Below are 1,340 nucleotides of genomic sequence, written 5' to 3'. Positions count from 1 at the left end.
GAAACTAGTATCATCTGTAATCCAATTGAATTGCCAGCTCACTGGCGTAGATTGGCAGCAGTCGATATTGGTATTAACCACCCAACAGCAGTTGTGTGGACAGCTTATGATGCAGCAGCAGATACAATCTACATCTATGATGTTTATTGCGAAAAAGGTGGTGTACCGTCACAACACGCTACAGCCATAAATGCACGTGGAACTTGGATTCCTGTCGTATTGCCGCATGATGCTGATAACACTGAGAAAGGTTCAGGTAAGTCTGTATTGACGTATTACCGTGAAGCTGGTGTGAATGTTCTGGGAGAAACTTTCTATAACCCAGTTGGTTGGGATGGAAAGAAACACAATTTTGTTGAACCAGGTATTATGGAAATGTTACAACGCATGAAAACTGGTCGATTGAAGGTATTTAGTACCTGTGGACGTTTCTTTGAAGAGATGCGTCGTTATCATCGTAAAGATGGTAAGATTTATAAAGAATTTGATGACGTTATGGATGCTGCTCGTTACTCAGCGCTTTCAGTGATTAAACGTGGCGTGAGTGAAGGTGAAGCTAATCAAGGTTTCACTACAGCTTATAACGATTGGAATATGGTATATTAAGGAGACAACGAATGTCCTTTGACGTAGTTACAGGTAATGTTGTTCTCGATGATGAAAAACTAGTAGACCTGCAACGCCAGATTGGCATCTATCATAACCATGCTATTGGTTATCATGAGGGTGAATTAGGTGTGCGTGTACGTATGGGTTGGGACTATTACTATGGTCGCTTACCTGCACCTATCACTCCAGGTTCTAGTAAACAAATCATGCCAGTAGTTTGGAACAGTGTGAATGGGGTACTCGGTGAACTCCAATCTGCTTTCACTGCTGGTGATGAAGTGGTTCGTTTTACCCCTCTTGGCCCAGAAGATGGTATTGCTGCAAATTTAGCAACCAAGATGGTAAATAAAATCCTTCTGCATGACAATGATGGCTTTAATGCTATGAGTGATGCTTTCAAGGAGTGTTTAATTGCTCGTAATGGGTTTGTTAAACGTTATTGGGGTAAATCCAAGAAAACCCTCATCGAAGAATTCGAAGATTTAACTAAAGATGAACTAGATATTTTTCTAGCTAATATCGATGGTGATATTGTTGAACTCTACACTGAAGAAACTAAATCAGTAGAGATTGACGAGAAAGGCAAGGAAAAGGAAGTAAGTAAACTCAAGAATGAGAAACCCACACCTAAAGGCGAAGAGAAGTTTAAAGGTCGTGTAATCTATGAAAAAGTTACAGAAGGGGTAAAAGTTGAGTACGTTCCTTTTGAAGAAGTTATCATTGAGCCTACT

The 1,340-nt window shown here is 40.2% G+C and carries 2 protein-coding genes; both read left to right on the top strand.

The genetic code is table 11. The features are described 5' to 3' along the window. Positions 1-606 (top strand): phage terminase large subunit family protein (locus N1032_RS23280; protein WP_259542724.1); only part of this gene is annotated, 606 nt, incomplete at its 5' end. An 11-nt stretch (positions 607-617) separates the two neighbouring features. Then, a partial coding sequence (locus N1032_RS23275; protein WP_259542723.1) for a portal protein occupies positions 618-1,340 on the top strand: 723 nt, incomplete at its 3' end.

The organism is Herbiconiux daphne, from assembly GCF_024979295.1.
Lineage (GTDB): Bacteria > Actinomycetota > Actinomycetes > Actinomycetales > Microbacteriaceae > Herbiconiux > Herbiconiux daphnes.
This window is presented reverse-complemented; position numbering and strand designations above follow the sequence as displayed.